The sequence below is a fragment of the Candidatus Uhrbacteria bacterium CG10_big_fil_rev_8_21_14_0_10_50_16 genome (assembly GCA_002774875.1).
Lineage (GTDB): Bacteria > Patescibacteriota > Patescibacteriia > UBA9934 > UBA11717 > UBA11717.
This window is the reverse complement of record PCYM01000001.1, coordinates 257,791-284,782: the sequence shown is the minus strand read 5'-3', so window position 1 is coordinate 284,782 and position 26,992 is coordinate 257,791. Positions and strand designations below refer to the sequence as shown.

29 protein-coding genes are annotated in these 26,992 nt (G+C 47.7%); 26 read left to right on the top strand and 3 right to left on the bottom strand.

Going from position 1 to position 26,992, the window contains the following annotated elements:
* Window positions 1–16: 16 nt before the first annotated feature.
* Window positions 17–619 carry a hypothetical protein gene (locus tag COV06_01515; GenBank protein ID PIR48057.1) on the bottom strand — a complete coding sequence of 201 codons (603 nt, stop codon included), beginning with the start codon at window positions 617–619 and terminating at the stop codon, window positions 17–19.
* A 157-nt stretch (window positions 620–776) separates the two neighbouring features.
* On the opposite strand from COV06_01515, the gene COV06_01510 reads away from it, so the two are divergent.
* From COV06_01510 to COV06_01450, 13 genes are all read left to right on the top strand, one after another.
* Window positions 777–1,787, top strand: coding sequence for a rod shape-determining protein (locus COV06_01510; GenBank protein PIR48056.1), 1,011 nt, complete (start codon window positions 777–779; stop codon window positions 1,785–1,787).
* Between the two features lie 219 nt (window positions 1,788–2,006).
* Window positions 2,007–3,098, top strand: coding sequence for a hypothetical protein (locus COV06_01505; protein PIR48055.1), 1,092 nt, complete (start codon window positions 2,007–2,009; stop codon window positions 3,096–3,098).
* Window positions 3,068–3,850 (top strand): hypothetical protein, encoded by a 783-nt coding sequence (locus tag COV06_01500; protein PIR48054.1) that lies wholly within the window; start codon window positions 3,068–3,070, stop codon window positions 3,848–3,850. Before COV06_01505 ends, COV06_01500 begins: the two co-directional genes overlap by 31 nt.
* Before the next feature lie 986 nt (window positions 3,851–4,836).
* On the top strand, window positions 4,837–5,802 hold the full coding sequence (locus tag COV06_01495; GenBank protein PIR48053.1) for a hypothetical protein: 966 nt from the start codon (window positions 4,837–4,839) through the stop codon (window positions 5,800–5,802).
* On the top strand, window positions 5,799–6,878 hold the full coding sequence (locus COV06_01490; protein PIR48052.1) for a hypothetical protein: 1,080 nt from the start codon (window positions 5,799–5,801) through the stop codon (window positions 6,876–6,878). Before COV06_01495 ends, COV06_01490 begins: the two co-directional genes overlap by 4 nt.
* Window positions 6,879–6,917: 39 nt before the next feature.
* Window positions 6,918–7,517, top strand: a complete 600-nt coding sequence (locus COV06_01485; protein ID PIR48051.1) for a ribosome recycling factor — start codon at window positions 6,918–6,920, stop codon at window positions 7,515–7,517.
* Window positions 7,518–7,554: 37 nt separating this feature from the next.
* Window positions 7,555–8,925 (top strand): glycine--tRNA ligase, encoded by a 1,371-nt coding sequence (locus COV06_01480; protein ID PIR48104.1) that lies wholly within the window; start codon window positions 7,555–7,557, stop codon window positions 8,923–8,925.
* 45 nt (window positions 8,926–8,970) lie between these two features.
* Complete coding sequence (locus tag COV06_01475; GenBank protein ID PIR48050.1) at window positions 8,971–10,242, top strand: hypothetical protein; 1,272 nt, start codon at window positions 8,971–8,973, stop codon at window positions 10,240–10,242.
* A 50-nt stretch (window positions 10,243–10,292) separates the two neighbouring features.
* Entirely contained in the window at window positions 10,293–11,039 is a 747-nt protein-coding gene (tpiA, locus tag COV06_01470; protein ID PIR48049.1) for a triose-phosphate isomerase, read from the top strand.
* Window positions 11,040–11,041: 2 nt separating this feature from the next.
* The gene (locus tag COV06_01465; GenBank protein ID PIR48048.1) at window positions 11,042–11,830 is read left to right on the top strand and encodes a hypothetical protein; all 789 of its coding nucleotides are present in this window, start codon (window positions 11,042–11,044) and stop codon (window positions 11,828–11,830) included.
* Between the two features lie 533 nt (window positions 11,831–12,363).
* Complete coding sequence (locus COV06_01460) at window positions 12,364–13,275, top strand: hypothetical protein (protein PIR48047.1); 912 nt, start codon at window positions 12,364–12,366, stop codon at window positions 13,273–13,275.
* Between the two features lie 40 nt (window positions 13,276–13,315).
* The gene (locus COV06_01455) at window positions 13,316–13,933 is read left to right on the top strand and encodes a hypothetical protein (GenBank protein ID PIR48103.1); all 618 of its coding nucleotides are present in this window, start codon (window positions 13,316–13,318) and stop codon (window positions 13,931–13,933) included.
* Window positions 13,926–14,912 (top strand): hypothetical protein, encoded by a 987-nt coding sequence (locus tag COV06_01450; protein PIR48046.1) that lies wholly within the window; start codon window positions 13,926–13,928, stop codon window positions 14,910–14,912. Before COV06_01455 ends, COV06_01450 begins: the two co-directional genes overlap by 8 nt.
* A 199-nt stretch (window positions 14,913–15,111) precedes the next feature.
* On the opposite strand, the gene COV06_01445 is transcribed toward COV06_01450, so the two are convergent.
* Window positions 15,112–15,477: a hypothetical protein gene (locus tag COV06_01445; GenBank protein ID PIR48045.1), complete on the bottom strand. Its 366-nt coding sequence runs from the start codon at window positions 15,475–15,477 to the stop codon at window positions 15,112–15,114.
* A 545-nt stretch (window positions 15,478–16,022) separates the two neighbouring features.
* Here COV06_01445 and COV06_01440 point away from each other — a divergent pair.
* From COV06_01440 to COV06_01410, 7 genes are all read left to right on the top strand, one after another.
* The gene (locus COV06_01440) at window positions 16,023–16,349 is read left to right on the top strand and encodes a hypothetical protein (protein PIR48044.1); all 327 of its coding nucleotides are present in this window, start codon (window positions 16,023–16,025) and stop codon (window positions 16,347–16,349) included.
* Between the two features lies 1 nt (window position 16,350).
* Window positions 16,351–16,884 carry a hypothetical protein gene (locus COV06_01435; GenBank protein PIR48043.1) on the top strand — a complete coding sequence of 178 codons (534 nt, stop codon included), beginning with the start codon at window positions 16,351–16,353 and terminating at the stop codon, window positions 16,882–16,884.
* A gap of 33 nt (window positions 16,885–16,917) precedes the next feature.
* Complete coding sequence (locus COV06_01430) at window positions 16,918–17,814, top strand: hypothetical protein (protein ID PIR48042.1); 897 nt, start codon at window positions 16,918–16,920, stop codon at window positions 17,812–17,814.
* A gap of 409 nt (window positions 17,815–18,223) precedes the next feature.
* Window positions 18,224–19,183 (top strand): hypothetical protein, encoded by a 960-nt coding sequence (locus tag COV06_01425; GenBank protein PIR48041.1) that lies wholly within the window; start codon window positions 18,224–18,226, stop codon window positions 19,181–19,183.
* Window positions 19,184–19,237: 54 nt separating this feature from the next.
* Window positions 19,238–19,714, top strand: coding sequence for a hypothetical protein (locus COV06_01420; protein PIR48040.1), 477 nt, complete (start codon window positions 19,238–19,240; stop codon window positions 19,712–19,714).
* A gap of 5 nt (window positions 19,715–19,719) precedes the next feature.
* Entirely contained in the window at window positions 19,720–20,217 is a 498-nt protein-coding gene (locus COV06_01415; protein ID PIR48039.1) for a hypothetical protein, read from the top strand.
* 510 nt (window positions 20,218–20,727) lie between these two features.
* Window positions 20,728–21,564: a hypothetical protein gene (locus COV06_01410; GenBank protein PIR48038.1), complete on the top strand. Its 837-nt coding sequence runs from the start codon at window positions 20,728–20,730 to the stop codon at window positions 21,562–21,564.
* Between the two features lie 202 nt (window positions 21,565–21,766).
* Here COV06_01410 and uppS read toward each other — a convergent pair whose 3' ends face one another.
* On the bottom strand, window positions 21,767–22,432 hold the full coding sequence (gene uppS / locus COV06_01405; protein PIR48037.1) for a di-trans,poly-cis-decaprenylcistransferase: 666 nt from the start codon (window positions 22,430–22,432) through the stop codon (window positions 21,767–21,769).
* Window positions 22,433–22,581: 149 nt separating this feature from the next.
* Between uppS and COV06_01400 the strand changes: the two genes are divergently transcribed.
* The 6 genes from COV06_01400 (at window position 22,582) to COV06_01375 (ending at window position 26,992) form a co-directional block, all read left to right on the top strand.
* Window positions 22,582–23,250, top strand: coding sequence for a protein SanA (locus COV06_01400; GenBank protein PIR48036.1), 669 nt, complete (start codon window positions 22,582–22,584; stop codon window positions 23,248–23,250).
* 84 nt (window positions 23,251–23,334) lie between these two features.
* Window positions 23,335–23,595 carry a hypothetical protein gene (locus tag COV06_01395; protein ID PIR48035.1) on the top strand — a complete coding sequence of 87 codons (261 nt, stop codon included), beginning with the start codon at window positions 23,335–23,337 and terminating at the stop codon, window positions 23,593–23,595.
* On the top strand, window positions 23,576–23,938 hold the full coding sequence (locus tag COV06_01390; GenBank protein ID PIR48034.1) for a hypothetical protein: 363 nt from the start codon (window positions 23,576–23,578) through the stop codon (window positions 23,936–23,938). The genes COV06_01395 and COV06_01390 overlap by 20 nt, the downstream gene beginning before the upstream one ends.
* A gap of 62 nt (window positions 23,939–24,000) precedes the next feature.
* Window positions 24,001–25,191: a hypothetical protein gene (locus COV06_01385; protein PIR48033.1), complete on the top strand. Its 1,191-nt coding sequence runs from the start codon at window positions 24,001–24,003 to the stop codon at window positions 25,189–25,191.
* A gap of 33 nt (window positions 25,192–25,224) precedes the next feature.
* Window positions 25,225–25,608 carry a hypothetical protein gene (locus COV06_01380; protein PIR48032.1) on the top strand — a complete coding sequence of 128 codons (384 nt, stop codon included), beginning with the start codon at window positions 25,225–25,227 and terminating at the stop codon, window positions 25,606–25,608.
* A 49-nt stretch (window positions 25,609–25,657) separates the two neighbouring features.
* Window positions 25,658–26,992: a hypothetical protein gene (locus tag COV06_01375; GenBank protein PIR48031.1), complete on the top strand. Its 1,335-nt coding sequence runs from the start codon at window positions 25,658–25,660 to the stop codon at window positions 26,990–26,992.

Sequence of the window (26,992 nt, the reverse complement as noted above, 5' to 3'; positions counted from 1 at the left end):
GAGAACTGCCTCTTGTTTACGTGGATTTGTTGATTTTGTCAATGGTTTCCTGGCAGCAAAGGACCCGTAAACCTGTCAACGGGGGATCGGTGTGTATAAGTTTAAAAAAGTGGACTCCGAGCAAGGCTCGGAGCGTGTAGGGAGAGCGTTGTGGCCTCAGGCGAGATTGGCCGGCGCTGGCTGCCGGGAGCGAACCTCGTGACGTCGCGTGAGCTCTGCCAGCAGGCGATTCCAGCACGTCCTCCATGGGGGAACCGGATTCGCCAATGATCTGTTGCACACCATTGTCCATGGATGAAGTGTGACATATGCCGAACCAATCGATCTCGAAGATTGATCCGGGAACTTCCTCGAGCTCACCAAAAGACAAGGTACATCTACCGTTATGGTTGTTGAGCACCATCCGGATGGTGTAGCTCAAGACATTCACCACGCAGATATATTGGTGGCTTGCTGACGCCGGAATTACGTAAAAGGTAAAACTCAGGTTCAAACTCTTCGCAAAGTCCAGAAGCTTCCCCATCATGTGTGCATGCTCGACGATCCTCTCGTGCAGTCTCAATAGATCGTCTATCTGGTGTTCTCCGTACCGCTCACCGAACAAAGCACAATTTGTCATAGCCATCTACCTCCATTCCCCAGCATGGGGATGTGGTGTTAATAAGCCCCTATGTCAACGAAGATCCCCTTAGAATAATATTCGGGGCCCCATAACGCCATCCTTTCCCTTTACCTAGGGCTTTGATAAGATAGGGCCACTTAGAACCCCTCTCTACATGGCCGTTTTTCAGAAAAAAATTGGGATTGATTTGGGAACGACCACCGTATTGGTGTACGTGCCAAAACGCGGAATTATTATCAACGAGCCCTCCGTGGTTGCGGTTTCTACGATTGATGGAAAGGTTCTGGCCGTCGGAAAAGAGGCAAAAGACATGCTGGGCCGAACCCCGGACACCATTGTGGCGCGTCGACCGCTCAAAGACGGCGTGATCGCAGATTATCGGACCACAGAGGCCATGTTGCGCTATTTTATTAACAAGGCGTTAGGCGGTGTGCGTTTTATTCGTCCAGAAGTGATGGTGGCGGTGCCAGGCGGAATCACGTCTACAGAACGACGTGCGGTGATCGATGCAACACTTGCGGCAGGTGCTAAGGCAGCCTACATTATTACGGAGCCGATTGTTGCAGCTATTGGCGCCAATATTCCCATTGGAAGTCCGTCGGGTCACATGATTATTGATATTGGCGGGGGAACGTCCGAGATGGCGGTCATATCGCTTGGTGGCATTGTGGCAAGTACGAGTGTGCGAATAGGCGGCGTGCGGTTTGATGCGGCAATTCAAGATCATGTGCGGCGCGTGTATGGATTGGCGATTGGTGAACGTACGGCCGAGGCGATCAAGATTGAGATTGGGTCGGCTATGTATTTGGAAGATAAATTAGAGATGGAGGTCAAGGGTCGCGATCTCATTACGGGCATGCCAAAATTGATTAAAGTCAACAGCGATGACGTAACGGATGCTATTACCAACGAGATGCAGGGGATTGTGGATGCGGTCAAAGACGTATTGCAAAAAACGCCGCCGGAGTTGTCTGCAGACGTTATGGATAAGGGGATTGTGATGTCGGGAGGGTCGAGTCAGCTACGCAACATCAATAAGTTGATTGCGGAGTCGACCGGTGTGCCTACGTACATTGCCGACGACACCCAGTTGTGCGTGGCACGTGGCACGGGTATAGCGTTGGAGAACCTGGAGGCTTACAAGCGAAGTGTGTTTACGAGTTAAGGGTTGTTAAGATAAAAGGAATTCGTGAGCAACATCGAGAGTTCTCTCTGCGTGTCCCCACGAGTACGCCGTTATGACCTTGGCATAAACGAAGCCCTTCTGTTTTGGCGAAACAAAAAGGAGAGAGAAAGAATAAATAGATTGCTTCGTAAAACTCGCAATGACGATCGATACTACTCTATACGGTATACTAAACGAGCACACGGCATAAATAATCCTATGATCGCAATCGACGGTGTACCGGCGGCAAAACCTATCAAAACGGGCGTTGAGTGGTACGTGTACCATCTGATTAAAGCCATGAATAAACTCCAACCAGAATTGGAGGTGTGCGTGTATACGCATCGTCCGTTGGATTTTGCGTTGGCGGGAAATTGGAAGAACGTGGTCATTATGTGGCCGTTCCCGGGGTGGAAATGGATGTGGAGCCTGTATCTTTGGTTAGAAAAACCAGAAGTCACGTTTTCACCTGGCGATGCTCTGCCGCCCTACATTCCACAAAAGAGTGTACAGACGCTTCATGACATTGCGTTTCATTGGAATCCAGAACTTTTTTCTGCAAAGCGTGTCAAACAATTAGAAAAGGATCACCTGCGTTGCGCACGTGTGGCAACAAAGTTGTTGATGGTGGCCGATCAAACCAGGCAGGATGTGGCGCGTGCCTATGGGGTGGACACACAGCGCATGACGGTTACGCCGCTTGGGATTGATCACACGTTGTACAACATGCAGGCGATTGATCGTATTCAAGAAGTGCGTGCGCAGTATCAATTACCGCAGACCTATTTTGTGTGCGTGGGGCGATTAGATCAACGGAAGGGCCAGGCAGACCTATTGCGTATGTTCGCGACGTGGCGTGAGCAACATGCAGACGTGGACCTCGTGCTTGTGGGCACCCCTGGAGAGGATGGCTATACAGAGATTCAAACGCTTGCGCAACATCTAGGCGTGCACGTACTTGGCTGGGTAGACGGGAGAGATGCGGCGGCGATTGTGGCCGGCGCAAAGGCCTTTGTGTTTCCAACAAAAAAAGAAGGGTTTGGCATACCTATTTTAGAAGCAATGGCGGTGGGCGTGCCGGTGATTTGTTCCAATCTCCCTGCGTTGCACGAAGTGGGGGGAGAGGTTCCGTTATTTGTTGATCGAGAGGATGCGGGGCAATGGATGGCGGCATTTGACCGTGTGTGTGGTGAATTGATGGAGGAGAAAATCGCACAAGGATTGGAGCGAGTCGCGATGTTTACCTGGGAGGCGACCGCACAAAAAACACTGCAAGTTCTATGCAGCATATTGTCGAACAACTCCAACTAGCCGGCTTGTCGGACCGCGAGGCGCGTGTGTATTTAACCACGCTGTCGTTGGGATCGGCCAGTGTGCAGGAGATTGCGCATGCGTCGCAGATTACGCGTACCACGGTTTACAATGTGATTGAATCCTTGATCGAGACGGGTCTCATGACAAGCCTGGAGCAAAAAGGCAAGAACACGTATGCCGCCGAGCCGCCAGAAGTGATTGTGCGTATGCTCAAATCAAAGGCGGATGAGTTGTTGCGTCGCATGGAAGCTGTGGAGGAGTTGTTGCCGGAGCTCATGGCGCTTGAAAAAACCATTCAACATCGCCCGCGTATGTTTATGTATGAGGGGAGGGAGGGGATTAGGCAGCTTTCCCGCCGATACGAGGAATGCTCTGCAGATTTTTTTGAAATTGTTCCCTACGATGCGCTGCATACGTTTATTGAGGCGCATGAATACGCAGATCATCGTGAGACGCTTACGCATAATTGTATCCACGGGCGCGTGCTGGTTGTGGCCGATGTTCCACCGGTAGAATCTATGCGTGAGATGCACGAGCGTCACGGATGGCATGTGCGGTATCTGCCAAGTGACGACGCGCCGCTAACGGGTCAAATAAGTGTCAAAGGTAACGAAGTATATGGGGTCGCGTTTGAAGGAATCCCTGTGGGTGTGGTGATTGAGAATCCGCCGTTGGCGCAAGCCCTGCGTCGCGTGTTTAATCTTGCCTGGGACGCGGCACCAACGGACATTGCGTTTCCATCGAGTTAATTGTGCTACACGTCACTCGATGCATTTAACATGGATTTTAAAATTTGTGACACGGGTGTACGGGTGAATCTGGCGATGTTGAATGGTGACTGGTTGGTGTTTACCAATGCATGTGGTACAGGCTTTGATGATGGACCGGGCCGAGCGCATGGATGTCAGGAGGTAAAAGACGCGATTGAACCGACACTCTCACTTAAATAGGTATACAAAACAGGGCCGCAATGGCTCTGTTTTTGCTAGCAAAATAAGAAAAGCCGCACAAGGCATAAAACACCCTGGCGGCCTCTCGGGGAGAGAAATGTACTTTGCGTCTCGGGAGTGCGATCCCGGAAGAGACACAAAGTGTCCTCATTAAGCCTCACGATTGCTCGTGGGGCTAGTTGGAGGGAGATAACCCACACGTGGTGGACTATCTCGATTCCTCTTGCAATATCAGCCTCGGTTGGCACGGTGAGAATGGGAGCCACCTTTCGGTATTTGGCAGAACATTCTTAGGCGCAGCTGCGCAACCCGCGAATGCGGTTGGCCTTGGAGACTGCCATCTCCTCGCACGGAGATAGAGGGTCGTGGCGACCACCTGCAAGCTCAATCAAATTGATCTCGCGGGTGGTCGGGCCGACGTCCAGGAGGACGCCGGTCGTGAGCAGATGGAACCGCTACTGGTGTAGACGTCCACGTACACCAACCTGGGGAACAATGATAGCCGTCATCCGCGCAAAGCTTGGATTGACTATCGATGGTATCGGGTGTGTGCGAAGAGTGAGTCAAGACCCAGTCTAAGCACTTGATACCAGCAGCGGAGCCTCGAGCTGTTGCTCTACACTCACGCCGTTTTCTCTCCCCCAGATTGGTATACGCGAATCGCACACGCATGTGTGTACCTTTGGGAACCGTCCCTTATAACATGTTTTTGTGATTTTGTCAAGAGGTACCCTTATAATCTCCACTAACGTTAGCTGTATTCAAGACTTTGCTATAATAGAGTTATGCCTCAAACAACGCCACAACCTTGGAATGTCATTGGTCACCAGACGGTGTTGGAATTTTTGGATCGTGTGTTGGATCGCCAATGTGTGAGCCATGCATACTTGCTTGTGGGCCCGCAATCTGTTGGAAAAATGACCGTTGCATGGCGTTTTGCGGCGCGATTGCTTAAAACACATCCCGGGACACTCAAGACGCATCCGGATCTGGTGGTCGTGCAACGTGGATTAAATAAAAAAACCAATAGATTGCGTGAGCAGATTACCGTGGAGCAAATTCAAGAGGCGCGTAAACGGTTTCAACAGTCGGCGCTACATGGTGGATACAAGGTGTTGATTGTGCAAGACGCACATCTCCTCTCCACTACGGCCGCAAATGCCTTACTCAAAACTCTTGAGGAACCGCGCGGGAATGCGTGCATCTTGTTGACGGTGACAGACGATACATTGCTTTTACCAACGATTACCTCTCGCGTTCAGCCGTTGCGGTTAAGTCTTGTGGCACGAGAGATGATTTGTGCGGGGTTGGAGGAACGTGCCTCGTCGCGTGAAGAAGCACACGTGTTAGCTGGCCTCTCGGCCGGATCTCCGGGTGTGGCTATCTCACTCGCCGAGGATCCACAATTGCGGGAATTGATTGATCAACGAAATGCACTCACGTTGGCATGTTTGGACGCTTCTGTACAAAAACGTATTTTGGCGAGTCGCGGTGTGCTACCGGCCTACGAGGAAGACCATGTCAAAACACGCACAGAATTGTTGCAACGCGTAAGTGCGCTTGAGATGCAAACACGCGACGCACTCCTTGTGCAATTGCAGTGCTCAGATCTTGCCGCCCAACAAATCCAAAGCAACATGGAGGTCAAACAACTCACAGGGTTATTACACGCTTTGCCGGTGCTTAGGGTACAATTGCAACAACATCTCAATCCAAAACTTGCTCTCATTCAACTCATGCAGTGCATATGAATCGATCTCTCGTTCAACTCTCCGCGCTCTGCGGAATTCTCATCCTTACCGGTGCTGGCTGTATTTTTGGTGGTAACAGTGAAGCGGACCAATTTAGCGCGTGGAAATCTGTGGACGGTGGCGCTAACTGGGAAAAACAAGCAGCTCTTCCAACCCCAACAGGTGTGGGGGACATTACAAGCGTAGAAGTGAACGAGCTCGTGTTTGATCCGTCGGATCATTTTGCGCTGTACATGGGGACGCTCGCAAACGGACTCCTTTATAGTTATGACGGCGGTGCGGGGTGGAATCGTGTGCGAGAACCCTTACTACGAGATGGACGCGTGCGTGCGATCTCTGTAGACCCAAACAACAAATGTACGGTGTATGTGTCACGCGGTCAGCGATTGCTCAAAACCGATGATTGCGGGCGTACATTTAACACAGAAATGTATGTGGACCCACGAGCAGATGTGGTAATTACCGATATCGAGGTTGATTGGTTTAATCCAAATGTGGTGTATCTCACCAACACAGCCGGAGAAGTCTTGAAATCAACAGACGCGGGCGTCAACTGGATGACAGCGTATAACAAGGGTGGATTTAATCGAGATTTAGAAATTGATAACCGGGATAGTCGCATCTTGCTTTTGTCCACCGCCCAAAGTGGGCTACGACGATCCATTGATGGCGGTGCTACGTGGGTGAATCTGTTTGCAGACGATCAATATAAAGATTTGGATGGCGTAAAAAATGTGCGTGACATTGTGCAAACAGCCGCGGGTGATACCTACTGGGTGTCAACCGATTACGGTTTGTTGACGTCCACGGATCGCGGAGAAACGTGGAGCCCGGTTCCCTTACTTGCGGCAGGGTCGGATATCTCGGCACTTGCCGTGGATCCACGTGACGGAAACCATGTGATATATGTTGCGGGATCAACAATTTACACGTCGGTTAATGGCGGATCACGTTGGGACCCAGAAAAAATGCCAGCAAATTCACGTGGGTATCAGCTATTAATTGATCCAGAGAACGGTTCTACGGCCTATTTGGGGCTGCGCGCGTTTGAGGAACAAAGCGGACTCGTGTTCTAGGAGATTCTGGGTTTGTTTGCTAAGGTTCCTACAATTCAGATGAATCCTTATCTGACGGTTCCCGTAATTCTTGACCAGTCGTGTATGCATCAATTTCTCACAGAACGAAAATCAGACGTAGAAAAAGCCATCGAATTTTTAGAAGGAGAACTCGCCGGGATTCAAACGGGCCGGGCAAGTACCGGACTCGTAGACGGGGTGTTGGTGACCACGTATGGATCAGCACAAGTGCTCAAAAACCTCGCGGCCATCTCTACGCCAGACGCGCATACGGTGCAAATTGAACCGTGGGATGCGAGTGTCGTTAAGGATATTGAGAAGGCGCTCACCGAGGCTAATCTTGGGATCATGCCAAACGTGAGTGGTAAGATTATTCGTATGGTGGTGCAACCGCTTACGGAGGATCGACGTAAAGAGCTAGCAAAGATGGTTGGCAAAAAAGTGGAGGAGGCACGGATTCGTGTGCGCACGGGGCGTGATGAAATAAAAAAAGATATTGAGCGCGCCGAGAAGGAAAATGAAATTCGCGAGGACGAACGCTATCGATTGCAGGAGGAGTTGGATGCGTTTGTCAAAGAGGTTAATGATGCGCTTGAGCGTTTGGGGGACGCCAAGGAGGATCAGATTATGAAAGTCTAGTGAGTCTATGCCCAAACAAGAACAACCCGAGGATCTCATGAATAAAATCGTGTCGCTGTGCAAGCGGCGCGGGTTTGTGTTTCCTGGTTCGGAGATTTACGGGGGGCTTGCCAATACCTGGGATTATGGTCCATTGGGGTCTCAGCTTAAGAAAAATATTAAGGATAGTTGGTGGAAAACATTTGTGGAACGCCGACAAGATATTGTGGGAATCGATAGTTCGATTTTGATGAATCCGCGTGTGTGGGAGGCGTCGGGTCACGTAGAGACGTTTAATGACCCGTTAGTAGAAGATAAAATAACCCATAAACGGTTTCGAGCCGATCATTTGATCCAGGAGATGACAGGAGAGAATGTCGATGGAAAGTCGCTTGAGGAACTTGCGGCGATTATCGAGGCGAAGAGCCTCAAGAGCCCAGATGGAAATGCGCTGACGCCGCCGCGACAGTTTAGCGGGATGTTTGAAACCACCGCAGGTGCGGCCGGAGAAGGGGATCAAGTGATTTACCTTCGGCCAGAAACAGCGCAAGCTATTTTCGTGAACTTTAAAAACGTGTTAGATACAACACGCATACGATTGCCATTTGGGATTGCGCAAATCGGAAAAGCATTTAGGAATGAGATTACGCCGGGAAACTTTACATTTAGAACGCTTGAGTTTGAGCAAATGGAGATTGAGTATTTTTTGGAAGAGCAGGATTGGCAGGCACAGTTTGAGACATGGGCAGACACCATAGAAAACTGGGGCAAACAAATTGGAATCGACATAGCACACGTACATCGATTGGAAGTTGCAAAGGACGCGTTGGCGCATTATTCCAAGCGTACGGTGGATTTTGAGTTTGACTTTCCATTTGGCACAAAAGAACTTTGGGGTCTCGCGTATCGAACAGATTTTGATTTGACCAATCATCAAAATCACTCCAAACAAAAATTGGAATATACCGATCCAGACGAACAGTCAAAGAAAGTGGTTCCGCATGTGATCGAACCGTCACTTGGCGTGGACCGAACGCTACTTGCGTTGCTTACAAGCGCCTATACGGAAGAGGAGGTCCCTGATTCTAAAGGCGGAACAGATACACGTGTTGTGATGAAATTTGTGCCTGCGTTAGCGCCTTATCAGGTAGCAGTCCTGCCGCTTTCTAAGAAAGACCAACTTATTGAGCCGGCACAGAAATTGGTCGATCAACTCCTTCCAATGGCACGCGTGGAGTTTGACGCCTCGGGATCCATTGGAAAACGCTATCGCCGGCAGGACGAGATTGGAACACCGTTTTGTGTAACGGTGGACTTTGAGACATTGGAAGACAAGGCTGTGACCGTGCGTGATCGCGATACCATGCAACAAACGCGTGTGCCGATTGTAGAGCTTACGGCGTACCTGGCGCAGCGTCTTGCGGCGTAGTCGCCTGTATTGGTAGCGATTGATCTTTATTCCCGACGTGAATCTATGAAACAAATTGAATTGACCAACGGCATGCGCGCCTTTCTTGTACCGGTTGAAGGCACCCAAGCCACGACAGTTTTGGTGATGGCAAAGGTTGGATCTCGCTATGAGACACCGGAGTTAAGTGGTGCCTCACATTTTATTGAGCACATGATGTTTAAGGGCTCTACAGCACTGCCCACTCCCGCGCATGTGTCGCGCGCGTTGGACGCCATTGGGGCCGAGTTTAATGCCTACACGAGTAAGGAATATACGGGGTACTATATTAAGTCGGATTCCACGCATGCGCAGTTCGCCATTCAAACGTTATATGACATGAACTTTGATTCGCTCTACAACGAGGAGGAGATGGACCGCGAGCGACGCGTGATTATTGAGGAGATCAACATGTATGAGGATAGCCCTACACGTCACATCGACGAGTTGTTGGAGCGTGTGATGTTTAGAGGTAACTCTTTGGAACGAGACATTGCCGGGACGCCTGCTACCATGCGTGCCATGGATCGTAAGGCTGTGATGGCATTTAGAGATCAACATTACACACCAGATCGCATGACGATCGCCGTTGCAGGAAACGTAACACCGGAGGTTGAGACGTGGCTTAATGCGACGTTTGGAACAGTTGAGAGCTTATTAGCGTCGGACGGGTACGGTGCGTTTAATGGGTTTGCGTCCCAAGATGTTCCGCCGATCGAGATGCAGCAAAAGGCCACCGAGCAAGTGCACATTGGACTCGGATTTCCGGGGTTGTCACACAATGATGAGCGAGGGGACACCATGCGCTTGTTGAGTACGATGTTGGGTGGCAATATGAGTTCTCGTTTGTTTATGAATGTGCGAGAAAAAGGGGGATTAGCGTATAGAATCAACTGTTACCACAGTGCGTACGAGGATGCCGGTATCACATCTATTTTGGCAGGGTTGGACAAGACACGGCTGTCGGAGGCCATGGATCGCATTTTTGAAGAGATCAACGATCTTGTGACCAATGGACCGACGGACGAGGAAATGGACCGTACCAAAGCTTTTCTGCGTGGACGAATATTGTTGGGTATTGAGGATTCGTCCGAGCGTGCCGAGTGGTATGCCAAGCAAGCGTTATTTCAAGAGGTGGTTCCATCACCTGAGGACCGTATTGCCGCGTTGCAGAAAATCACTAAGCAAGACGTGCAGACGCTCGCAAAAGAGCTGTTTGATCGCTCTAAGATGACCATGTCCTACATTGGACCCGAGACAGACCCAGATGTAATCCGTGCAACACTTCCTCCTCGATAATCCGCGAGATCTCACCCAAGACGTAGTTTGCAAACCCGTAACTCATCCTTATGAAAACCATCATTGCCAATTGGAAAATGGAACTAGGCGTGCGTGAGTCCGTGGCTCTTGCACGGGGTGTTTTGCGTGGGCTTCGGGGCATGCAAGATATTCCAAATATTCTTGTGGCGCCAACGTTCCCGGCGTTGTTTGAGGTGTCCAAAGTCCTAGGGCGGTCCCGTGTGCAAATGGCCGCGCAGAACATGCATACGGAGGAGGTTGGTGCCTATACAGGGAGTGTATCCGTACGGGTTCTTAAGGAAGTGGGAGCGCAGGCGGTGATTTTGGGACATTCGGAATGCCGACGGCAAGGCGAGACGGACGCGGACGTGCGCGAGAAGGTGGCGTTGGCCCTGCAACATGGATTGGACGTAATCGTGGCGGTGGGAGAGCCGATGGCCACGCGTGAGGCGGGAGAGACCGCAGGGTACATCCACGATCAAATTAGCACGATTTTTATGGGGATTCATCCAACAAAACGGCATACCATCTATGTGGCGTATGAGCCGTTATGGGCCATTGGCAGCGGTAAAGTTCCCTCCATTCAAGACGTTTCCGTGGTGCACACACAGATCAAGGAACAGCTTGCGCAACTTGACATTCCGGACGTTTTGGTGCTTTATGGGGGAAGTGTGACACCGGAAAACGCGTACGAGTTCTTAAATCACTCGTCAGTGGATGGCGCGCTTGTAGGAGGTGCAGGCGTTCGTATTAAATCGTTGATTGAGTTGATTCAACTCGCCTCCGAATTATCGTAAATATGCTTTGGTGGTTATTACCGTTACTGTTGCTGGTTGTGTCTTTAGCCGTTATTGTTTGGTTTGTGGTGCGTTATTACAGCAAGTTGATTGTGTTGGATGTGTCCTCGGACCCGGAACGCGAGAAACGTCGCAAAAAGCGTGCGTTGTTTGTGCAACGGTTGGAGCGCATTGGCGGTGAGCGTGCGCAGAAGGCTGGAAAGGCAGCGTCGAGTGTTACGCGTGAGGGGAAAGGGTTGATCAAAAAATTGTATCACCACGCACAGGCCATGGAGCGTCATTACAAGCGATTGCAAAAGGAGTCGTCTGGCGATGTGGCGGGAACGTTGGAGATGCGCAATCACCTTAAAGAAGAGGCGGAGGAGTTGATTGAGAAGGAATCCTACGCGGCGGCTGAGCAGCGATTGATTGAGTTGTTGAGTTTGGATGCCAAGAATGCGGAAGTGTATGAGTTGTTGGGGAAAGTGTATGTGGATATGAAACAGTTTGACCAAGCACGGCAGACATTTGAGTATGCGTCGGCGTTGGCGCCGGAGGATGCGAGTATTTTGACGTCGCTTGGAGAGTTGGCTATGCGGGCGAGCGAGACGCAAAAAGCTGTGGAGTATTTTGAGGCGGCGGTGGATTTACGTTCCAATAACCCCAAGTACCTTGATTTTCTGATCGATGCGAGTATACTTGCCGGCGATCGCAAACGCGCTCAAAAAGGGTTGAAATTGCTCAAACAGGTGAATCCTGAGAATAATAAGATCGAGGAGTTCCAGGATCGCATTTATAGTCTGCCGTTGTAGGCGAGGCTCGTGCCGCGATAGCTCAGTCGGTAGAGCGCATCCATGGTAATAAAGAGGTCTATAGTTAAGAAGAGTATTATCCCTAAGACTACAGCCGTTTCGGCTGTTGTGTGAGAGATAGATACCACTTCCTTTACTAAAGTAGTCCCCGAAGGGGACACCTCTGTATTACAATGATGGTGCTTTCACCATATACCAAGAAAACAATTAAGCCGCGATAGCTCAGTCGGTAGAGCGCATCCATGGTCACTTTCATACGAGAAAGTAGCCCACCCCACTGGAAACGGTAGAGTGAATCCCGAATAACGGTTAAAGCCCTGTCACAAGGGTAAGACCGTGGCGTCAATCGAAGAAACGCCCGAACGACTGACAAGGGGGGCTAAGTTCCTTAGGGAATATGCCTAATATACAGTCTAGTCCCTATATACGTGACGAAATAAATTAGGGTGTAAGCGAAGGATGAGGTCTCGGGTTCGAATCCCGATCGTGGCTCCACGAAAGGTTCTGATGTTCACCATCAGGATTTTTTGTTTATGTACATACAAACAGCGTTGCGACAATTTTGTGACCACTCTTCGTTTATTCGTGGGTACAGACCAACGACTATTCAGCGATATAAGAACGCCGTGGGATTCTTTATACGTACAGAAGGCATAGAAACGCTTCAGCAGGTCACTAAGCCTTGTTTTGAGCGCTACATGCTCTATGGTAGGACAACGCGCAAATGGTCGGCTAACAGCTTCATCACGTACCACAAGAGCTTTGTCGTCTTTTTCAGGTGGTGTGTGGAACAGGGGTATATGCAAGAGAACCCTGCGGATGGAATGGAGATGCCAAAACTTGAACGGCGTTTGCCTCCTAAGCTCACCAAACAAGAGGCGATGCGGATATTGGAAACGGCTATGAACTTCCCTTATCCTTACAAGTACCTTAAGTATCGCAATCATGCGATTTTTGCTACATTCTTATATGCAGGACTGCGAAAACAGGAATTGCTTAACCTGCAGTACAACGATATAGATGTAGAGAACCGCTCTATCTTTATTCGACAGGGCAAAGGGTCAAAGGATCGCGTAGTGCCGATTTGCTCAGCATTACAGGAGAGTCTAGATCGTTATCTTGTAGAACGTAAACGGCTACACAAAACCTGCCCAGAGTTCTTTGCCTCCCTTAACCGTAACGTTGGATTCACGGGGACAGGTATGAAGAGGTTGGTTGAGAAGATGAAGGAAGCGTCAGGAATAAAATTCAGCGTGCACAAGCTACGTCACAGCTTCGCTACGATGATGCTAGAGGGCGGATGTGACATTTACTCTCTCTCAAAAATGCTAGGTCATGCCGACCTAAAAACGACAAGCATTTACCTCGCCGCTTCAGCAGAACACCTGCGCACACAGATTAACAAACATCCATTGGATGATAGCTCGACTTATAATGCGTTATAAGTCCGAGAAATGTGGTAATATCTACACAAATTTCTATTGTATGCCAAATTTATCCCAAAATCTTGAACTGGATCGATGTCCACATTGCACCACAGACACCCCAAGTTTGGTACTGGAGCATGGGGTTGGCTCAGCCGATCACAAAGGTGACAATCGACGTTATTGGGGTCTGTATGTTTGCAAGCGTTGTGGTGGTGTGGTTGTGTGTTCAAGTAGACATCCCGGGGGCGCTGTTTTGGAAATCTATCCAAATGTCATGAGTGTAGATGAAGTGATACCAGAGAAGCCTAGGGCCTACCTCTTGCAGGCATTAGAATGTCTCCATGCGCCTTCTGGTGCTATCATGCTTGCCGCAAGTTCGGTTGATGCGATGTTGAAAGAAAAAGGTTACGTAGACGGTTCATTATACAGCCGAATAGATGAGGCGGCAGGTAAGCATCTTATAACCCAAGATATGTCCACTTGGGCGCATCAAGTACGATTAGAGGCCAATGAAGAACGACATGCTGACGATGATGCAATGATGCCTAGCTACCAAGATGCAAAGTTGACTGTCAACTTTGCTCAAGCTCTTGCAGAGTTTCTGTTCGTTCTGCCGTCCATGGTGACTAAGGGGCTAGAAGAGACATCCCCAGAGGAGGAAGGTAAAGATGTCTAATTACCATAACCTAATATTGCTGACTGGGGCGGGGTTTACTAAAAACTTTGGTGGTTTTTTGGCTTCAGAGATGTGGTCTCAAATATACAATCACCCAGATGTTCAATCATCAGAGAAATTAAGGAGTTTACTGTGTGATGACTTTGACTACGAATCCGTGTACAGCCGTGTGAATGATGACAAGTCCGTATCTTGTGAGGATAAAGAGAGAATACAGAGTGCCGTTAGAGAGGCTTATAAGAATCTAGACATAGCCACTAAGGACTGGGTTTTCCGAGACGATTCAGCACATCCTGTATGTTGGTATACATTAAATAGATTACTCAGCTTATTCAATAGTGGCAGAGAAAAAATTAGCGTATTCTTCACACTGAATCAAGACCTGTTCATGGAACGCAGGAGCGGAAGTGTATGCCCAGGGGTGCCTGGATTTCATGCACAAAAGGGCGGGCTGAGCACGACATCATTGGAGGAGTCTGATTTCTTAGTATTACCAACGGAAGATAAAGTTAACAATCTTGTCGAAACCGCCATCAGAGGTCATGCTGGACCAGTTTATATTAAGCTTCATGGTTCCTATGGTTGGGTTGCTTCTGACGGGTCCACAAGGATGGTTATTGGGAAGAATAAAGTACACACGATTACATCTGAACCTTTACTAAAAGCGTATTTCGATCTATTTTCCTCAGCTGTTCAAGAAGACAGTAAAAAAATGCTTATTATAGGCTATGGTTTCGGGGATGAACACATAAACGCCGTTCTTGCAGACGGTGTAATAAACCATGGATTACGTATCTATGTCATTAGTTCGACACAGCCCAAAGATTGGAAAAAACGTGTTGAAGAAGATGTGAAATATGGCGCGACTATTATCAGTGGGCTTGCTGGATATTATCCGTACACCTTGTTGGAGATGTTCCCGAAGGACCAAAGTGAGACTATTCACTTTAAAAATCTAAGAAGAGCATTGGTATCGTAGTCTTCCGAAAGAATCGGAAGGTTATCCACAGAAAAACCACGCAAAGTAGATAAAGTACGATTTTTATTTATCTCTAATCTTAGTATTTATTCGGCATAGGTCGATCGAATAAACGTCGAAAACGTCTACCCCTGGTAGGGGGGGTAGAAACGGTCAAGCACGTAGACTTATAACGCATTATAAGTTTGGTGCCCAGCGTTTAATCAACAGAAAGCTTTTCGAAGACCTCTTTTACACCTGTTTCAGAAACACGATCCAACCAAATAAGGTCGACGTTATTGCAGTCCTTAAGGTGTGGGTATTGTTTCTTGATGTTTTTAATGGTTTCGACAAGGAACTCTATGTAGTCTTCATATCCCGCCTCAATAGTTTGCTCCGCAAAATTAAAATCATTATGGGCAAGGTATTTGTCTCGCCATGTTTTCATATGTTTGGTGTAACTGCTGTGTGTCTTTGCAGATAAACGGATCTGGTTGATCAGGACATCGTTATCAAGATGTTCAATAATGTAATCCAAGGAAAGGTTTGGCTTGGTCTTATCGTTTTGAAAGAAAGCAGGATCCATTAATCTACAAACAGATATCATCCAAGCATGTTGTAGCGACGGTAAGGTAACCTCCCAAAAGTTTTGAAATGTACGGTTGTTTTGCATGAATTCTTCCACGGACGTTGCCCAGTGCTGTACTAGCTTTTCCTCAAAGTTATCACAATGTTCTGCGTATTGGTTGTTGCAGTATTTCCAAACAGAAAACTGTTGGTAAGCATGATCGACTTCTTTTACGAAGGAACTAAGAGTGTTCTTATCTATCATAGATATATAGGATGGAGGCATTGATTTATTAATGGGTATTTAATACAATACTACTACAATTTAGCCTAAACCTTGGTTTCCAGGGCATGGCATCAAATCCGCAATAGTATTCTGAGCTCGTCATCAGAGCACTATTGCGGTTGTCATCCGAAAGGGTGGCAGGTATCCCCTCGGGGGTATCGCTGGTGGCGGGCTTTTAGTATACCGCCCCATAAAACCGCAATATTATGAAAAAATGTCCTTATTGTGCCGAAGAGGTGCAAGACGAGGCGGTGAAGTGCAAGCACTGCTAAAAAACCATGACAAACGTTAAAACAAAGGCTGATGATTCAGGCTCGACGCCAAACAAGACACAGCAACGTTCGTTGGGAGCGAAAGTTGGAAACGTGATCGGAATCCTGTTGTTTTTTGGTGGGCTAACTCTGCTATCAGAACCTACGTCTGAGAACGCTCAAAATGCGTTTATAATGGCTTTGTTTGCACTTTCCTTAACAGACTACTACTTGCCACTTATTCGGCATCGTGTCTCGGAAAAAACGCTTCATCGCGTACGTGTATTTCTTCCATTCGTGATTTTCTTTGGTGGACCAACGCTCGTCGCAATTATTAACGTGTTGAAGTCGTAGTATGACGAAAAAGAAATGCCCACTGTGCGCGGAAGAAATTATTGCAGAAGCTATTTACTGCAAGCATTGCAAATCAGACATCGGCACACCTAGCCAGACAACGGTCAAGAAAGGCGGATTTAACATGAAAGGCACTTTCGTCTTCTTTGGTATTTTGTTCTTTATTATGATTGTTGCTGTTGCGGTGAGCGAACCCGGAGATTACTCGGGAGAGAGCACGGCGAGCAGCAGCACGACCACGTCAGTGGATCGTGAGCCAACAGCTTGTGATATTCACGCGTTTGTAGCAGGGGCTGTTATTGAAGGTTATACAAAATACCCAGACGAAGCACGTAAGCCAAGCTGTACAGAGGCTAGATTGGTTAGTACAGGGGGCGATACGTATCAGATGAGTGGATACGTCATCGCATCAAATGCCTTAGGTACAGAAGGGCGTTTGTACTATACGGTTGACTTGCGATACAAAGGAGGCTCGCCCATGATGGTGAGCAATTGGGAGGTTTTGTCAGAGCCCACGATTACAGAAAGGAATTGATGAAACGAACATTATCTGAGACCATGTAGATATATGGCATATGGATTCCGAAAATCAATTAGACTAGGCAAGGGTGTTAAGTTGAACTTGAGCAAAAGCGGTCTCGGTGTTAGCGCTGGTGTTAAAGGCTTACGTGTTGGAATGAATTCGAAAGGTAGCTACGTTCATGGCAGTATTCCTGGAACGGGTATCTATTCGCGTCAGCAGATATCTGGTGGTAACTCATCAACTGGTGCGCAAGATTTTACACGTGGTCTTGTTGGCTGCGGTACCTTTGTGGGCGTGGTTATATTGCTTATTCTGACGGTAATAGCCCCTCCAGTTGGATTGTTGGGTTGGGCCGTTATTGGCTATTTCTATTGGAAACACACAAAAACGGCACCCTATAAGAATAAGAGGGCGAAAAATGCAATAGACAAGCATGATATTGACTCGGCACGATTAATCCTAAATGAAATCCAAAAACCAAATAGAGAGACACATTTCCTGATCTGTTTGTTGGATTATGCAGACAAGAACTATGCGGAGGCTGTAAAAGGTTTCCAAGCATTGCGAGAGGAGGAAGAACCTCCAATGGGGGCGATCTATCCTTTAGCGGATAGCCTCGTTGAGTTGCAACGTTATTCGGAGGCGACCTCCTTATTGCAAAAGCTTTGTGAGGGGGATGAAAAAGAGACGCGTTATCTTAACCTGCTGGCACGGTGTTTTTCTCAGCAAGGAAAGCATGAGCTAGCCATTGAGACACTAAAAAAGGCTCCAACACGAAAGCGTAACTTGGATCAGGATTTGTTAGAAACGCTCTATCAACTCGGAGTAAGTAGTGAGGCACTCGGCAAACCAAAAGATGCAAAACGGTATTACGAACGTGTATGTGCGGAAGATGCGAGCTATCAAGACGTGAATGAACGACTAGAAGGCATCGGTAGCTGAATGTAGTTATCCACACAAGAGGTCAACACAAAAATCGGACAGGGATCCGATTTTTTGTTTTTTGGATTATTGGTTATTTGCTAGATCTAGCAGACAAAAGTTTACAAAGTGTAAAAGCTCATAAAGTTGCAAAGTAAATAAACCTCACAAAGTTAGCTAGTATACGTTGACAAAGAGACTTTTTCGCATAGAATGTATCACGTAGTACATTTCAATTTGGGTTGAGCAACAAATGTGGAGCAACAAGTTGACGTCGTAAGACGCTGACCGCTCGTCGGGGTTATCTGTACATGGATCCCGAAGCGTAAACATGTACACCGTGCCACAAAATAAGTGCAACCGCCTAAAAATCGAATGTCCATTTTGGATGTTGGGTCTTTAGGCGGTTTTTATTTATCAAAATAATTATATGCAACAGAATGAATTACAGGTCTTGTTCGACGATTTTTTGCGCGAACAACAATATACAGCAGGTGCTCGCCCAGATACGTTAGAGGGGTATCGTGCCGCTCTCTCGTTACTTTTTAAGCTCGCTCCTGATGCTGATTTAAAATCTGTGCAAGAACGTAGTTTTTGGATCGGACTTTTTGAGACGCTCCAAACGCGAACACGAACCCTCAACAACGGAAAACAACATAAGGGTGTAAAAAACTCCACGCTTCTAACATACAGGAGTAAGTGGGGGAAGTTCATGCGATGGTTGGTAGACACACGACAAATTAAGGAGAATCCCTTGCCAACAATCAGCAAACCGCATGTAGAGTATGTGGATAGACGTTACCTTACAGAAACAGAGATACATAAATTGTTGCAGTTTTGTCAGTACGATTATGAGTGGGCAACGGAATTTCTTCGCTGTAGAAATTACACTATACTAAAACTACTCATTCTAACGGGTATACGACGTAATGAACTTCTCGGATTTACATTGGAGAGCGTAAATATGGAACAACGGACACTTACTGTGGAAGGCAAGACGTCTAAATCCAAATTGACACGGACTATTCCCTTGCAGAGGGAACTTATGGTCGAGCTTCAGCGGTATCTACGAGCAAGAGAGGATCATCCTATTGCGTACACGACGAATGCACTGTTTGTGTCTTCAAAAAGAAACCGTCCGCTTGGTAAGCATGGGTTAAAACACTTGGCCGACCTGATCAAACAAAAGAGCGGAGTGAATTTCTTTGTGCACCGCTGTAGGCACACGTACGCTGCGAACCTCTACGCACAAGGTGTTTCGCTTTCTCACGTACAACAACTCATGGGACACGTAGACCCGCGTATGACGCTAAAATACGGCCGTCAGGTCACTACAGAGGCCCTACGTGATAGCGTGGAGAAGCTTGGGAATGGGAAGTATGTTGGGTGACTTATCCATACCTCACGTTTACTGGCTCTCAGTGTTCGTGTAAACTTTGTTTATATGCCAGAATTATCAAACCGCCAAAAATTAATCGCTCAACTAATTCAAAGACACGAGCGACCCACGGTAACGGTTTTGATGAAGTTAGCGTACCTTCTGGATCTCATTGCTAGAAAAAAAGAACAGGATGTTTATTTTGGCTATGTGTATCGACGCTATACCTATGGTCCATTTGACGAAGCGATATATCATGATTTGAAGGCTTTGATAGACGACGGTGTCGCCATTGCGACGACGGAATATACTTCTGACGGGAAGGAATACATTGTATATAATTTTAACGAAGAACCTACTGATACCGATTTTTCTATTACGGAAGTCCAGGAAGCTATGTTCAACGAAATCATGGAGTCACTAAAGGGTTACGGTGCAAAGGCTCTAACAGACATTGCGTACAAGACTGCACCTATGCAAGCTTTGGGTGCAACTCTTGGTGGTAATGAACACATCAACGAGGTTCTTAATCTTGAAGCGTAGATAGCATGCAACTCTCCATACTCATGGCCAATATTGTTGAGCGTGGCTGGGTATATCGTGATGAGTTCTCAAGGGAAGAAAGCACGGGTGATGTGAAGGTAAAATACAAACTAGCCAATACGGTGATAGCTGATGAGTTAGCTATCTTCCCGTTTATTGTACTTACCTCACGGGGAAGCTCCTGCAAAAGGTGGACGACGAAAATTGTTGAACCAAAAGAATGGTGTGATGTACAGACACGACATTTTCCGAAAACGACAACGTATATAGATGTAAAGCGTGTCGAAATTTTAAGTGTCGAAGATATACAGAAAAAGCGACGAGGTGGCCGCGAAAGTTTTGCAAAAATGGCACGTTTACCAGAAAATGGAATGAGAGAATTAGACCAGCTTAAAGTACGAGCACGAAGATCTACAGATACTCCAGATGATACAAAGACCATACTGGGAATAACGCTTGGGGAAGAAATAACCGATTCATTTTTACATAAATATAATTTGTAAAAAGCTTGAGTAATACAATTTTTTACTATATAATACCTATACAATTTACCAAAATTAACACATTATTACGAACATCAGAACCTTTCAACAGAGCTATTGTTGCAGGTAATAAAGTGGTCTACATAGAAGACAGGTACTAGAGATAAAAATCGTGGTTTTACTCCGTAAACAGTGTCTCTTCTCCATTATCTTCTATGGGAACTTCATGGTAAGGATGAGGTCTCGGGTTCGATTCCCGATCGTGGCTCCATGAGAAAAACAAGCTGAAAGGCTTGTTTTTTTGTTGTGCTGCGAAAGCAGAAATACATGTGTGGATACGTGTGCCTGTCCCCTTTATCCACCTCCTCTCATTTTGCACCTTTGGAAAGACATCCAGGTTACCACCTGCTTAATTTATTCAAATAAGAGCAGAAAGTAATAAATTGACGTTAATAATGCAATGCACAGTGGTCGAAGAAGAATAAAAACGTTAATTTTGTTATAATGGGATCAATAATTAATGTAAGAAGTATGTCAACGTCAAACTCAGAGAGTGGATTTGGCTTAGAGGAGGTCTCTCAAGAGGAACAGGGAATAAAGGAGAATGCGGAGTTATTGAGCCAATCTCCAGAGATGGAGTCACTCACAAGCGCCGATGAGAAACTCAAGGATATCTATGAGACGGCAACGGAGGCACTTAGTCCTAGTGAACTTGCAGAACGATATCCAGAACTAGCAAATCTCGATCGAGAAGGTGTCCAGAAGGCCGGGCTTGAGCTTAATGAACTCGTAGATCCAAACGGTAGAAGTGTTGAGATGTTGGGGGCTGAGCTGGAAATTATTTCCGACGTATTACGTGAGCTAAACCCGTCATTATTTGATTCGCTTGCATCTCAAATTAAAGACCGTGATGGCATTGACGAACTCCCATCTTTAAACCGTATGATTCGAGATCAGCTTGGTTATGCAAAAAAGGGATGGGCAAAGGATAAAAATGGTGGGTCCTTACCTAAATTTGACGTCACTGACGCAATTACAAACATGCCAGGAGAACAGGCGTTAAAATTAGTCGACCGGCTTTCGAATCAGCTCGATGTCTTTTTATCGGAAAAGAAGAGGGGGGAAGAGCTTGTACAGAAGTTTCAGGTATTGGATGGACAAGTTTCCTATAGGGAAAAGCCGGATATTCTTAAGAATGAAGGTGTGGATGGTCTGGCTGCGCGGGCTGTTTCTCAAGGGGAACAAGGAAACAGACTGATCAGTGAGATGCTGATCCCGTTGCAAGAGAAGTTAAAAAATTACAAAGAGGTTGTGACCGCAAAGGAAGAGGCACAGACGTCTGCGGCGCAGAATGAGGCCGCTGCATAGGTTGTCAGTCTCCGCCTCCATTTTATTATCGAAAAAGAGCCCACGGGGCCGGGGTGTTTGTGCACATCGACGGATTGGCCGGCCGTCAAAAAGTTTACAATGCAGAACTTGCAGTGAGCCGTTCCAGGTCTGATCGGCTGGAGATACGCGTGGACGTGTTAGAGAAAAATATTGCTGCATAAAAACCACCCAGATGGGTGGTTTATTGTCCAAACCTCCTCTGCCGATGATCATAATCGGCCAGACAATCGTCCAGGTCTGCTTCGGTAAAATCTGGCCAGTTTTTTTCTATGAATTTGAGCTCGCTATACACGCCACTCCATGTAAGAAATCCAGACAGCCGTTGCTCACCGCTGGTGCGTACAATTATGTCTGGTTCTGGGACTCCTTGCATCCAAATGGTCGTGTTGATTGTCTCCTCGGTGACCTCTTGGCCTGCCGCAAAGAGTTGATTCACCGCATCCACAATCTCTGCACGCCCACCGTAGTTAATACAGAGATTGATTTGCCCTCGCGTTCCACCTGCCGTTGCTGCCTCTGTCTCTTGTATTGCCTGAATAATTTTATTGTTCAACCCTTCTCGACGTCCAATAACGCGGACTCGTGCGCCTTGATTAATAAAAAATTGACGATCCGCTGTGAGCACACGCAACAAAAGGTCCATCAAATAGCCCACTTCTTCTTCTGAGCGCTTCCAGTTCTCTGTGGAGAACGCATAGATGGTGAGGTGTTCAATACCTCTCTCCAAGGCCGCCTGGCCGATGATTTTGACGTTTTCATATCCGCGTCGGTGTCCCTCCAACGTTGGCAGACCGCGTTCGCGTGCCCATCGGCGGTTGCCGTCAATGATGATTGCAAAGTGTTTCATGAAACACTTTGTACCATGGGAAGAAATACGTGACAATGACTCGAGTGCACGTCAGCGTTTTGATCAAATAGTTGCCAATGAATGAAATGACAGTCGGTTAATTAAACACGAAGCCGCCTACTTGCGGGATCTGTGCTACTATTGCCTGAATGAACACGCACGTAAAAAACAATAGATCCCTTGTTCTTCCGCTGTTAATTGTAGCGGGGCTTGCGGCATTTCTGCTCATAGGTTATGCGGATTTTGTGGTTAATAAAGCCGCAGAAGGTCATGCTTATACAAGCATTGCGGAGATGCCTCATACGAAAACCGCGCTGTTGCTTGGCACGAGTAAGTATGTCCCAGACGGTCGCGATAACCTGTTTTACACGTATCGTATGAACGCCGCCGTGGAACTATTTGAGGCGGGGAAGGTCGACTACATCCTCATTAGCGGAGACAACGGAACTCTGCAATACTCAGAGCCAAAGATGATGCAGACAGATCTGCTGGATCGAGGAATCCCCTCCGATCGCATCTACTTGGACTACGCCGGATTTAGAACCTGGGACTCCGTCGTGCGGGCCAACAAGGTGTTTTTAGAAAATAATTTTGTGATTGTCTCGCAGGCATTTCAAAATCAACGCGCACTCTATATTGCGCAGACCAACGGGATTGAGGCGATTGCCTATAACGTACAGGATGTTTCTGTGGCACGGAGCCCCCGTATTTGGTTACGTGAGCGTTTGGCGCGCGTTAAGGTTCTTTTGGATGTCCTGTTGCACACACAGCCCAAGTTTTTGGGTGATACGATTGAGATCGGCGGCGAAGTGGAATAGTTGGTCTGTATATTGACGTTAATAGAATCGAGGAGTAGTTTCTTTTTATCTGGCGCGGGTGCTAGATGTTGAGGAGGCGCGGAAATGAAGCGGTCCTGGAGGGGCATGGTTTGGCTGTTGGCTCTTCTGTTGCTGATGCTGTGTGCGATTGCTTCCGGACGAGAAAGCTGGGAACAGCACGCCCGAGCGAAGGAATTTGATCGACTGGTCCGCGAGCGAAGGGAGCTCAAGGAGAAGTTGGAACCGAATCCACAGGAGCGAGGTGTCGAGCGACCTATTGACGTAACGGAAAAAGAGGATTATAACGCTTGTGATGGGAGGCAGAATGCCACAAATTCGAGATGATTTGCGTGAGAGGCTGTGTGAAGTAAGGAGCTACTCGAGGGGCTGGTACGTGGTGGAGATCACGGACGTATGTCCACGAGCGAGAGACACCACCAAGTTTCTGGTGTACGACCGCACTGCCAACGGAACGCTCTGCGTGGGATTCGTTACGGGACCATTCGCGCCTGAGGCGGGGCTGATGCTCCATAGGGTCATGGACTGGGATGGCATCGACACACGTTCCCGGCGGGTGGAAGGTGTGACGGACGAGTTTCCCGTTTGGCTGGAGGCCACCGGGCTCACCTCAATTGAACTCGCGGATCTCATCTTCTCGTGCCCCAAGTTGGCTGCCAACGCAGCCTAGGATCAACAACGCTTCTACGCCCGCCACCTGCGGGCGTTTACATTTGCTATACTGTAGGCACTATGCAGCTCTATCGTCATTATCACGCGCTCACAAAACACCGTGCGCTCCACTCGGACTTTCACTTGTTTGAACTTTCCGTTTGGATCCATGTGTTTGGTCGCGCTCTGATCTCCGTCTTTATTCCCATCTTTTTGTTGCAGTTGGGTTATGGTGTGGAGCGGGTGATGTTGTACTACTTTATCTACTGTGCATTTGATATCCCACTCAACTTTATTGCGCGTTGGAGCACACGACGTTGGGGGGCGCGGCTGACAATAGCTATAAGCACGTTGTCGTCAATCCTCTTTTTTGGTGTATTGTTTGCGTTAGGGGTTGGGGACTGGCCGCTACTCATTTTGTTGGCCTTCTTTTCCGCAGTCTACGATGCGCTCTACTGGGTGGCTCACATCTTTTTGTTTATGGAGAGCAGCAAAAAGCGTGGTAAAACCTCTAAAGATACGAGCTCGCTGAGTGTGGTACGACAATTTGGTGGTCTTTTGGCGCCAGCGTTTGGAGCCGGGATTCTCATATTCTTCCATCAACAAGCGTTGATTATTACAAGTACCGTTTTCTTAGCCCTCTCCGTCTTACCGCTCTTGCGTGCAAAAGACTTGCCAGACAAGCCGTCTACGCCGCAGCCTACGTTTAAGCAATTTTTTGAAAGGAGACATGGGCTAAGAGACTATGTGACCATGAGTCTCTATGGGGTGCATGGTGCTGCTGAGGAGATTATTTGGCCGATGTTTATTTTTACGTTGTTTGCCTCGGTGGAGTCTGTGGCAATCATTCCGATCATCGCCTCCATTACCACGATTATCTTTACGTTTTTCGCCGGGAGAATCAAAGAGCAACATCGTTTGCGGGCAGTCACGGTCGGCGGCGTGATGATTGCACTTGTTTGGTTGTTACGACTCGTGCTCGCCTCATCATTCTTCTATTATGGAAGCATTTTCCTTGTAGGTCTCTTTGCGGTGATGATCCTCATCCCAACGGACAGCAATATCTACGAGCGTGGGGAGAAAGTGGATTCGCTCTCGGCGTCCATGTATCGCAACCTGTTTAATATGGGGTCCCAAGCTGTGCTCTTTGGCCTGTTGGCGCTGCTCACGAATGTGTTTCATGTGAGTTTTGTGCTTGCGGGGACGAGTACAATTGTGATCGCCTTATTGGCTCTTATGGTTGGTAAAACGCGGATAAAAACGCGGGTATAGCCTCTTGTTTACGGGATGTGATAGAATCTTGTTATGCAGAAACATCTCAAAAGGGTGTCTAGTCGCTGGGTGCTCCTGTGGATTGGGACACTCGTTTTGGGTTTGCTTCCCGTGTCGCATGCGGCGATGGCCATGGATGTGGACATGGATCAGCACCTGGCCGTGCAGACAAGCGATCAATCTGTCTGCAACGACTCCTGTGCAAATCCAGAGCCTTGTTTGGAGCATTGTTTACAACAAACAATTCATCATAAAGTGGAGGCAATATCGACGTCGTTTGAATCAACGTACGTATCGTTATTACCTGTTACTGCGTACGCAAGATTTGACCGCAGACAGACACTTTATAGAAAAATATTTTTACGTAGTCATCATGTGTGGAGATCTAAACATCTCTCCACGCAAGCAAGGGAATAAAACATCTCATCGTGCGTGATGAAGACGTCTTATTCTTTTTTATTTTTCTATGGCGAAACAACAATTTTACGTAAAGGGAACACACTGTAAAAGCTGCGAAGTGGTGATTGAGCGCGAGTTAATTCAACAAGCGGAGATCCTTACAGTGGACGTGTCGCACAACAAACAGACACTCACGATTGAGACGGAGGGAGACAAGGAATTCTCGCATGGAGAGCTCAACACGCTTTTGCAAAAGCATGATTATACCGTTGGAGGGAAACAGAAAGGCGGGTTGCAAAAACCAAAAATCAAATGGCAGCGCGTGGGTGCGGGTGTGGTGTTGGCAATTGCGCTGTATCTTGTTTTGAATGCAACAGGATTGTTGCGGATTAGTCCGTCATCGGCGCAGCCTTCAAGTTTGCTTGGGATTTTGGTGATTGGGTTGATTGCGTCTGTGTCTTCTTGCACGGCGGTGGTAGGTGGCCTTGTGGCAGCCGTGTCGAGCGCGGTGGCAAAAACGCAGGAGCGTCTCACTACATTTGAACGCATGCGGCCACATATTCTGTTTAACATTGGGCGTATTGGCGGGTTCTTTGTGTTGGGTGCTCTTATTGGACTTGTAGGATCAGCACTACAACTCAACATTACGTTAAACGCAGTGTTCTTGATTGTGGTTGCGGTGATGATGATGGTGATTGGCATCAACTTGATGGAAATATTTCCAACGCCCGTGGTGGGCATGCCTAAGTGGCTCTCGCACAAAATTCATGATCTCGCTGAGTCAAAAGACGCCAAGGCTCCGCTCGTATTGGGTGCGGCAACGTTTTTCTTGCCTTGTGGATTTACACAGTCTATGCAGCTATTGGCACTTTCTCTGCAGGATCCATTGATGTCTGGTGTGGTGATGGCACTGTTTGCACTTGGAACTGCACCGGTGTTACTCGGGATTGGGAGCCTGACCGCCTACGCAAAGGGCACGACGCTCAAGCGTGCCGTGCAAGTAGCGGGGTTGGTGGTGCTCGTGCTTGGAATGAGCAACATTACAAACGGAATGACGTTGCTTGGCATTAACACGGATCAATATTTGTCAGTTGGGCCTGTTGAGGCAGGGCAAGCGGCGGTGCAAAATGGTGCGCGACAAGAAGTCACAATGGAGGTGACGTCGCGTGGATCATATGAGCCAAATATCCTTACGGTCAAGAAGGGAGTTCCTGTTGATTGGAAGATTACGGGTGCCGACTTCCTTGGATGTGCCGATACACTTGTGTTACCAGCGTTTAACGTGAACACGCGGATTAAAACGGGTCAAAACCTGGTACAATTTACACCAACAAAGACAGGGTCGTTTACGTTTAGCTGTTCCATGGGAATGATCCGTGGAACCATGATTGTGACACCATAA

Excerpts from the sequence above, each read along its gene's own strand:
- COV06_01515 (PIR48057.1), bottom strand. The coding sequence starts at position 619 with ATGACAAATTGTGCTTTGTTCGGTGAGCGGTACGGAGAACACCAGATA.
- COV06_01510 (PIR48056.1), top strand. The coding sequence starts at position 777 with ATGGCCGTTTTTCAGAAAAAAATTGGGATTGATTTGGGAACGACCACC.
- COV06_01505 (PIR48055.1), top strand. The coding sequence starts at position 2,007 with ATGATCGCAATCGACGGTGTACCGGCGGCAAAACCTATCAAAACGGGC.
- COV06_01500 (PIR48054.1), top strand. The coding sequence starts at position 3,068 with ATGCAGCATATTGTCGAACAACTCCAACTAGCCGGCTTGTCGGACCGC.
- COV06_01495 (PIR48053.1), top strand. The coding sequence starts at position 4,837 with ATGCCTCAAACAACGCCACAACCTTGGAATGTCATTGGTCACCAGACG.
- COV06_01490 (PIR48052.1), top strand. The coding sequence starts at position 5,799 with ATGAATCGATCTCTCGTTCAACTCTCCGCGCTCTGCGGAATTCTCATC.
- COV06_01485 (PIR48051.1), top strand. The coding sequence starts at position 6,918 with ATGAATCCTTATCTGACGGTTCCCGTAATTCTTGACCAGTCGTGTATG.
- COV06_01480 (PIR48104.1), top strand. The coding sequence starts at position 7,555 with ATGAATAAAATCGTGTCGCTGTGCAAGCGGCGCGGGTTTGTGTTTCCT.
- COV06_01475 (PIR48050.1), top strand. The coding sequence starts at position 8,971 with ATGAAACAAATTGAATTGACCAACGGCATGCGCGCCTTTCTTGTACCG.
- tpiA (PIR48049.1), top strand. The coding sequence starts at position 10,293 with ATGAAAACCATCATTGCCAATTGGAAAATGGAACTAGGCGTGCGTGAG.
- COV06_01465 (PIR48048.1), top strand. The coding sequence starts at position 11,042 with ATGCTTTGGTGGTTATTACCGTTACTGTTGCTGGTTGTGTCTTTAGCC.
- COV06_01460 (PIR48047.1), top strand. The coding sequence starts at position 12,364 with ATGTACATACAAACAGCGTTGCGACAATTTTGTGACCACTCTTCGTTT.
- COV06_01455 (PIR48103.1), top strand. The coding sequence starts at position 13,316 with ATGCCAAATTTATCCCAAAATCTTGAACTGGATCGATGTCCACATTGC.
- COV06_01450 (PIR48046.1), top strand. The coding sequence starts at position 13,926 with ATGTCTAATTACCATAACCTAATATTGCTGACTGGGGCGGGGTTTACT.
- COV06_01445 (PIR48045.1), bottom strand. The coding sequence starts at position 15,477 with ATGGATCCTGCTTTCTTTCAAAACGATAAGACCAAGCCAAACCTTTCC.
- COV06_01440 (PIR48044.1), top strand. The coding sequence starts at position 16,023 with ATGACAAACGTTAAAACAAAGGCTGATGATTCAGGCTCGACGCCAAAC.
- COV06_01435 (PIR48043.1), top strand. The coding sequence starts at position 16,351 with ATGACGAAAAAGAAATGCCCACTGTGCGCGGAAGAAATTATTGCAGAA.
- COV06_01430 (PIR48042.1), top strand. The coding sequence starts at position 16,918 with ATGGCATATGGATTCCGAAAATCAATTAGACTAGGCAAGGGTGTTAAG.
- COV06_01425 (PIR48041.1), top strand. The coding sequence starts at position 18,224 with ATGCAACAGAATGAATTACAGGTCTTGTTCGACGATTTTTTGCGCGAA.
- COV06_01420 (PIR48040.1), top strand. The coding sequence starts at position 19,238 with ATGCCAGAATTATCAAACCGCCAAAAATTAATCGCTCAACTAATTCAA.
- COV06_01415 (PIR48039.1), top strand. The coding sequence starts at position 19,720 with ATGCAACTCTCCATACTCATGGCCAATATTGTTGAGCGTGGCTGGGTA.
- COV06_01410 (PIR48038.1), top strand. The coding sequence starts at position 20,728 with ATGTCAACGTCAAACTCAGAGAGTGGATTTGGCTTAGAGGAGGTCTCT.
- uppS (PIR48037.1), bottom strand. The coding sequence starts at position 22,432 with ATGAAACACTTTGCAATCATCATTGACGGCAACCGCCGATGGGCACGC.
- COV06_01400 (PIR48036.1), top strand. The coding sequence starts at position 22,582 with ATGAACACGCACGTAAAAAACAATAGATCCCTTGTTCTTCCGCTGTTA.
- COV06_01395 (PIR48035.1), top strand. The coding sequence starts at position 23,335 with ATGAAGCGGTCCTGGAGGGGCATGGTTTGGCTGTTGGCTCTTCTGTTG.
- COV06_01390 (PIR48034.1), top strand. The coding sequence starts at position 23,576 with ATGCCACAAATTCGAGATGATTTGCGTGAGAGGCTGTGTGAAGTAAGG.
- COV06_01385 (PIR48033.1), top strand. The coding sequence starts at position 24,001 with ATGCAGCTCTATCGTCATTATCACGCGCTCACAAAACACCGTGCGCTC.
- COV06_01380 (PIR48032.1), top strand. The coding sequence starts at position 25,225 with ATGCAGAAACATCTCAAAAGGGTGTCTAGTCGCTGGGTGCTCCTGTGG.
- COV06_01375 (PIR48031.1), top strand. The coding sequence starts at position 25,658 with ATGGCGAAACAACAATTTTACGTAAAGGGAACACACTGTAAAAGCTGC.